This window comes from Methylobacterium indicum (genome assembly GCF_001043895.1).
GTDB classification, from domain to species: domain Bacteria; phylum Pseudomonadota; class Alphaproteobacteria; order Rhizobiales; family Beijerinckiaceae; genus Methylobacterium; species Methylobacterium indicum.
Window position 1 is genome coordinate 1 of record NZ_JTHF01000226.1, and the last position, 7010, is coordinate 7010.

A 7010-nucleotide genomic window follows, 5' to 3' on the forward strand; every position below is an offset into this window, starting at 1 on the left:
CCCCCTCCCCTCCCGCCAACGCCATCTTCCCCCGCATCCGCGAGGCGGACGCCCTCCTGCGCACCCGGCCGGAATTGCAGGCGCGGGTCTACGAGGTGCATCCGGAACTCGCCTTCCAGGGCCTCAACGGCGGCACGCCGCTGCCCGAGCCCAAGCGCAAGCCCGCGGGCGCGGCCCTGCGGCGCGACCTCCTGACCCGCGCCGGCCTGCCCGCCGACCTCCCGGTTCCCAAGGGCGCCAAGCCCGACGACCTCCTCGACGCGCTGGCGGCCTTCGCCGTGGCCCGGGCCATCGCCAAGGGGCACGGCGTGCCGTATCCCGATCCGCCGGAGCGCGACGCTCACGGCCTGCCGGCCGCGATCTGGACGCTTCCCATCCGCGAGGCCCATGGATGACCGCTCCCCTGACCGCTCTGCCCACCCGCGACATCGCCCGCGCCCTGGTGCTCGACCCGGCGGGCCGCCTCCTGCTCATCGCCTACGAGGCCTCGCGCGACGTCGATCCGGGCCGGCCGGGGGACCGGACCTTCTGGTTCATGCCCGGCGGCGGCATCGAGCCCGGCGAGACGCCCGAAGAGGCCTGCCGGCGCGAGCTGGAGGAGGAGATTGGCGTCGAGGATGCCCCCCTCGGGCCCCAGGTCGCCCGCTGCGACGGGGCCTTCACGCTGTTCAACAAGTCGCGCTTCGCCCGCGAGCGCTACTTCGTGGTGCGGCTGCCCGACGACCGGGTCGATACCAGCCGGCTCGCCGAGACCGAGGACAACCCGGTCTACGGCACGCGCTGGTGGTCCCTCGACGAGCTCGCCACCACCCATGAGCGCGTGGAGCCGCAAGGCCTCGCCGAACTGGCCAAAAGGCTCGTGGCCGGCGAGGCGATCCCGGAGGTCGTGACATTGTCCTGGGGGCCGGGCGCGGCGTAAGCCTGCCGTAGAACTCGTCCAAGGAGATTGCGATCATGGCCGACGATCTGTCGTTTCCCCCGGCGCTGGCGGAAGGCTACCGCGCCTTCCTCGACGACCGGTTCGTGCGCGAGCAGGACCGCTATGCCAGCCTCGCCGAGGGGCAGAGCCCCGAGATCCTGATCATCAGCTGCTGCGACAGCCGGGTCTCGCCCGAGGTGATCTTCGACGCGCGGCCGGGCGAGTTGTTCGTCGTGCGCAACGTCGCCAACCTGGTCCCGCCCTTCGAGACCGGCGGCGAGTACCACGGCACCTCGGCGGCGCTCGAATTCGCCGTGCAGGCGCTCAAGGTGAAGCACATCGTGGTGCTGGGCCATGCCCGCTGCGGCGGCGTGCGCGCCTTCGCGGACGATGCCGCGCCGCTCTCGCCGGGCGACTTCATCGGCCGCTGGGTCTCGCTGATCCGCCCGGCCGCGGAAGCGCTCGGCGACGAGCCGCGGGGGCCGGACTATCTCGAGCAGCTCGAATTCGCCACGGTGACGAACAGCCTGCGCAACCTGATGACCTTCCCCTGCGTGAAGATCCTGGTGGAGCGCGGCAAGCTGCAGCTCCACGGCGCGCATTTCGGCATCGCCACCGGGCAGCTACGGGTCCGCGATCCCGAGACCGGCGAGTTCCGCCTGGCCGAGCCCGGACGGGCCGCCGCCCAGACCAAGCTGATCCGTTGCCAGGACGAGGCCGGCAGCGGCGGCTGAACCATCCACCGGGGGAGGACGCATGGAAACCCGCCCTCCCCGGCTTGGCCCAACGACCTCGACCTCGAAATACCTGCTCTGCTTAGTTCGAAAAAACACCTCGACTATGTATTTCGATATAACGCCGTCTTACAATACATTATGATTCTTTAAACCTGTCTGGGCCTATTATCCTATCAGGCCCAGTATACTTTACTCGATCGCCGCCGCTGCCCCAGGGTCGCGCGATGCATTCGACAGGGGCCCTCCGAAAAGATCGGGCCGGGGCGTTCGATCGACTGCGAGGAAAGGTCATGTCGGCGATGCTGACGATTCGAACGAAGCTCATTTCGACCATCGGCCTGTTCCTGATTCCGATCACGCTGCTGTCAGGCCTGTTCGTGATCCAGTCGCGCAAGGATATCGATTTCGCCAGCCAGGAACAGGCGGGCGTCGCCTACCTGCAGACCGCCTGGCCGATCCTGCGCTCGAGCACGCAATCACGGATCCCGGCCGCGACGACGGGCGACGACTGGCCTGCCTTCGCGGCGGCACAGGAGCGTTACGATGCCGCGATGGGAACCGGCGAGGCCGCCCGCGACCTCGGCCTCGCCCGCCGGAATGGCGCCCCGGCGATCGTCGACGCGGCCCGCACCCTCATCACCCGGATCGGCGACGGCTCCAACCTGATCCTCGATCCCGACCTCGATTCCTTCTACGTGATGGACGCCGTCGCGGTGAGGCTGCCGGACGTGCTGCAGCAGGCCGGCACCCTGGCGGCCCTGGCGATCGAGCTGCGCGGCAAGCCGGCGCTCACGCCCGGCGACGCGGCGCGGTTCCTGATCGAGCAGGGCAAGCTCCGCGCCAGCGCCGAGGGCCTTCAGGCCTCTCTCAAGGCGGCGTTCAAGGCCGATGCCGGCGGCGCCGTCCAGGGCGCCCTCGCAGCCCCCGCCGCCGCCATGGCGGCGGCGTTCGAGGCGCTCGACCGGCCCGTCGCCGCCCTTGCCGAGGCCCATGCGGCGGGCCGGCAGGCCACGGCCGACCTCGCGCCGTTCCAGCGCGCCGCGGCCGACCTCGTCACCCGCGCCGACGGGTTGTGGTCGGACAGCGCGGTCGCGCTCGACCGTCTCCTGGCGGCCCGGATCGCCGGCCTCCAGAACCGCCTCGTGGCGGCGCTCGGGGTCGCCGGTTCGGTCACGGTGCTGGCCTTCCTGCTCGCCTTCCTGCTGACGCGCTCGGTCGTGCAGGGCCTCGCGGGCCTCGACCGGCGGGTCCGCGCCCTCGCCGACCAGTCCCTCGACGCCGACGTGCCGGAGGCGGGCGGCGGCGACGAGATCGCCGCGCTGGCGCGTGCCATCGTGCACTTTCGCGATCGGACCGTGGAGAGGATCGCCCGGGCGAGCGACGACGAGCACCGCCGGGAGATGGTCGAGCAGGAACGCCGGTTCATGGCGCAGCTCGCCGCCCGCATCCGCGACACGGTCGGCGGCGGCGTGCGGCACTTCCAGGAGGTCGCCGTCACGATGCAGGACGCGAGCGCGGGCGTGCAGGGCCGCGCCACCGACACCCGCGAGCGGCTGTCGCGCTCGGTCCAGGACCTCAACGGCACCGCAGCCGAGGTCGCCGGCGCGGCGAGCGCGGTGACGCAGCTCTCGGCCTCGATCAACGAGATCGCCGGCCAGGCGGCGCAATCGACCGCGGCGATGCAGGATGCGAGCGCGCAGGCGACGGCCGCCCGCGCCCTCGCGGTGCAGCTCTCGGAGCTGAGCGACCGCATCGGCAGCATCACGGGCCTGATCCATTCCATCGCGGGCCAGACCAACCTGCTCGCCCTCAACGCGACGATCGAGGCCGCCCGCGCGGGCGAGGCCGGCAAGGGGTTCGCGGTGGTCGCCGCGGAGGTCAAGTCGCTGGCCGGCCAGACGACCCGGGCGACCGAGGAGATCGACCGGCAGGTCGGCTCGCTGCGGGCCGCCTCCGGCAGCGTGCTCGGCGCCGTGGACGGCATCGCCACGACGGTCGGCGCGATCAGCGGCATCGCCACCTCGATCGCCTCCGCGGTCGAGGAGCAGAACGCGGCGACCGGCGAGATCACCCAGATGATGCAGACGGTGGCGAACCGGACCCAGACGGTGATCACCGGCATCGCGGTCCTGCCGGGGCTGGCGCGCGAGACCGACGCCCTGGCGACCCGGCTCGCCGCGATGGCGGCGGACCTGAGCGGCGAGGCCGGCCTCGTCAACGGCGAGATCAACCACCTCCTGATCGAGATCGCCGATCGGCGCGGCCGGGAGCGCTTCCCGGCGGCGGCGGAGGTCGAGGTGACGGTCGCGGGCCTGCGCCACCGCTCGACCCTGCAGGATGTGAGCGCGACGGGCGCGCGCCTCACCGCGTTTGGCGCTCCGCTACCGGTCGGCGCGGCGGTGACGGTCGAACTCGGCGGCGCCTCGCATCAGGCCCGGGTGATCTGGAGCGACGAGGGCCAGTTCGGCATCACCCTGTCCTCCGGCCCGCTCGATGCCCGGACGCTCGCCGCCCTGAAGGCGCCCGGGGAGGCCGCGCTGCCCGCCCGCAAGGCCGCGTGAGGCGCCGGGCGGGACGGGTCAGTCCGTCCGCCCGATCCGGGCCGCCAGCGCCGGCGCCAATCCGTGGCTCGGCTTCGCGTCGGGCCGGCGGAAGGTGCCGGCCGTCGCCTTGCGGGGCCGCTGCGCCGCCACCGCCTCGGCGAGCTTGACCGCCGCCACCACCTGGTCGACCACCGGGACGGGCAGGCGCTCGCGCACCCGGGGGCCAAGACCCGACAGGGGCGCGCCGGCAAAGATCAGCACGTCGGCGCCGTCCTCCTCGACCATCGCGTGGGCGAGGTCGATCAGCTGCGCCTCCTTTTCCGCCTGGACGCCGGACAGCGTCGCGAAGCGCCCCTCCAGCGCCCGCACCCCGGCGCAGCGCTGCCCGAGGCCGTGGGCGGCGACGGTCTCCTCGTACCAGGGCAACAGGGCGCGGGCGAAGGTGACGAGGCCGAAGCGGCGGCCGAGCAGGCAGGCCGACAGCATCGCGGCTTCCGCCAGGCCGATGACCGGATAATCGAACAGCTCGCGGGCGCCGAACAGGCCCGGATCGCCGAAGGCCGCGATGATCGCGGCATCCACGGGGGGCGCCTCGGCCAGCATCTCCAGCGCGATGGCGCCGCCGATCTGCGCCTCGGCCCGGGTCGCGATGTAGGGCACGCCCCGGGGCGCGGTGGCGGTCAGGATCTCGGTGCCGGGGGCGGCGACCGCCGCGCCGGTGACGCGCATCAGCTCGGTCACGTCGCGGCTGGTATTGGGGTTGAGGAGCAGCAGGCGCATCGGGGGCATCTTTCGGGAATCAGGCGGCGTGCCGGGCGAGGCCGGCGATCAGGGCCGTGCCGGTATGGCCGACATGGTCGGCGAGCAGCCGGCCGGCGCCCGCCGCGTCGCGGGCGTAGAGGGCTTCCAGGATCGCCCGGTGCTCGGCGACCGATTCGTCCCAGCGCGCCCGGCTGTCGAGGGCGCGGCGGCGGGCGATCTCGGCCCGTGCGTGCAGGGCCTCGTGCGCCTCCCGCAACGGGGCGTTGCGGGCGCAGGCCACGATCAGGGCGTGGATCTGCTGGTTGAGGGCGAAGTACGGTGCGAGGGCGCCGGCGGCGTGGTGCGCCTCCATCTCGGCCTGGAGCCGTCGCAGCCGGTCGAGCTCCGCCGGGGTGATGCGCAAAGCCGCGAGTTCCGCCGCCGCCCGCTCGATGGCGGCGATGGCCTCGAACAGCTCGGTCACCGCATCCGGCCGCAGCTCCGCCACCAGGGGCGAGCGGTTCGGGCGCAGTTCCACCAGTCCCTCGACGGCCAGCAGCTTCAGCGCCTCGCGCAAAGGCGTACGCGAGATGCCGAGCGCCGCCGACAGCTCGGTCTCGACGAGCGCGCTGCCGGCCGGCAGGGTGCCGACGACGATCAGGGCGCGCAGGCGCTCCACCGCCTGGTCGTGCAGGCCGCGCCGCGGGCTCAGGGCCGCGGGCTCCAGCAGCACCGGTTTGCGCGGGCGCCCGCGGGGGCGCCGGACCGGATCCATGGGTGTCCTCTCCCTCATCCTCGGGGTTCGACCATAGCCGCTCCGATCGGCGCCGGGCGCATCAATTCCAGGCAATTCTGCTGCCGTCATCGCCATTTGGCATGAATTGCATGCAGAGCACCAAAAATGCGTTGCGCCGCCGTCCGGCCCGTCACACCCTGATCCCGCGGCACCCGGAACGCCGCGTTCGAGCGGCCGTCGGGCCCGAGCATCGACGCCGCCGCCCCACCGCGAGGTCTCTCCATGCGCCGTTCCCTCGGCCCCCTGCTGGCCGCCGCCCTGTGGTCCGTCACGCCCGGGTTCCTCGCCCCCGCCTCCGCCCAGGAGGCACCGGTCAAGGTCGGCTACGCCAAATGCGCCCATTGCCTGCCGGTCGCCCTGCTGCCGGGGCTCGCCAAAGGCGCGACGATCGACGTCACCGGCTTCAATTCCGGCAACGACGTGCTGACGGCCCTGATCGCGAAAAGCCTCGACGTGGCGCAGGTGACCTACCTCCACTACGTCACCGCCCTCGACAAGGGCTTCGACCTCGTGGCGGTCGCCGGCGAGGTGAATGGTGGCTCGGACTGCCTGTCGGCGAAGACGCTGAACCTGAAGGCCGACGACTGGGCCGGGTTCAAGGCGGCGGTCGAGAAGGCGAAGGCGGCGGGCACGCCGCTGAAGGTCGCGGCCTCTCGCGGCAACGCGCAGGACATCCACATGCGCGGCGCCTTCCTCAAGCAGGGCATCAACCCGAACAAGGACGTGCAGTTCGTCAACATCCCGAACCCGTCCGACCATCTGGCCGCGATGCAGCGGGGCGAGATCGACATGGTCTGCTCGGTCGAGCCCTTCGCCTCGCAGATCCGCATGGCGGGAGCGGCCACGCATTTCGTGCTGCCCTACGACCAGGCGGCCGGCAACCTGACCAACCTCATCGTCACCCGCTCCGACGTGATCGCGAAGAACCGGGCCGGGGTGCAGGCGGTGGTCGATGCCGACGTCGCCCTGGTCGAGAAGCTCAAGGCCGATCCGGCCATCTGGGTCGACGTGATCAACCAGAAGACCGGCCTGTCGAAGGAGGTCGCCACGGCGGCGATCCAGAATGCCGAGCCGGACTACCGGATGCACCGCGCCAAGACCCAGGCGATCGCCGCGATGATGCGGGACCTGAAATACATCAGCCGCGACGTCTCGGCCGACGTGGACACGCACATGGACTTCTCGTTCCTCGAGGCCGCTACCAAGAAGACCCGCGATGGCCTCGGCTACTGAGACCGCGCCGCTCACCCCCGCGGCCCCCGCCCGCTCGGCGA

7 protein-coding genes are annotated in these 7010 nt (G+C 72.2%); 5 read left to right on the forward strand and 2 right to left on the reverse strand.

Features of this window, described 5'->3' with window-relative positions; genetic code table 11:
• The 4 genes from QR78_RS24305 to QR78_RS24320 form a co-directional block, all read left to right on the forward strand.
• Positions 1-395 (forward strand): DUF429 domain-containing protein (locus tag QR78_RS24305; protein WP_048430170.1); only part of this gene is annotated, 395 nt, incomplete at its 5' end.
• Positions 392-919, forward strand: a complete 528-nt coding sequence (locus QR78_RS24310; RefSeq protein ID WP_048430171.1) for an NUDIX hydrolase — start codon at positions 392-394, stop codon at positions 917-919. The genes QR78_RS24305 and QR78_RS24310, both read left to right, overlap by 4 nt.
• Before the next feature lie 35 nt (positions 920-954).
• The gene (locus QR78_RS24315) at positions 955-1653 is read left to right on the forward strand and encodes a carbonic anhydrase (protein ID WP_048430172.1); all 699 of its coding nucleotides are present in this window, start codon (positions 955-957) and stop codon (positions 1651-1653) included.
• 302 nt (positions 1654-1955) lie between these two features.
• Entirely contained in the window at positions 1956-4217 is a 2262-nt protein-coding gene (locus tag QR78_RS24320; RefSeq protein WP_244276565.1) for a methyl-accepting chemotaxis protein, read from the forward strand.
• A gap of 18 nt (positions 4218-4235) precedes the next feature.
• Here QR78_RS24320 and QR78_RS24325 read toward each other — a convergent pair whose 3' ends face one another.
• Together QR78_RS24325 and QR78_RS24330 are read right to left on the reverse strand one after the other, a co-directional pair.
• Positions 4236-4979 (reverse strand): aspartate/glutamate racemase family protein, encoded by a 744-nt coding sequence (locus QR78_RS24325; protein ID WP_048430174.1) that lies wholly within the window; start codon positions 4977-4979, stop codon positions 4236-4238.
• Between the two features lie 19 nt (positions 4980-4998).
• The gene (locus tag QR78_RS24330) at positions 4999-5715 is read right to left on the reverse strand and encodes a GntR family transcriptional regulator (RefSeq protein ID WP_048430175.1); all 717 of its coding nucleotides are present in this window, start codon (positions 5713-5715) and stop codon (positions 4999-5001) included.
• Positions 5716-5958: 243 nt separating this feature from the next.
• On the opposite strand from QR78_RS24330, the gene QR78_RS24335 reads away from it, so the two are divergent.
• Positions 5959-6969, forward strand: a complete 1011-nt coding sequence (locus tag QR78_RS24335) for an ABC transporter substrate-binding protein (protein ID WP_048430176.1) — start codon at positions 5959-5961, stop codon at positions 6967-6969.
• Positions 6970-7010 lie beyond the last annotated feature (41 nt).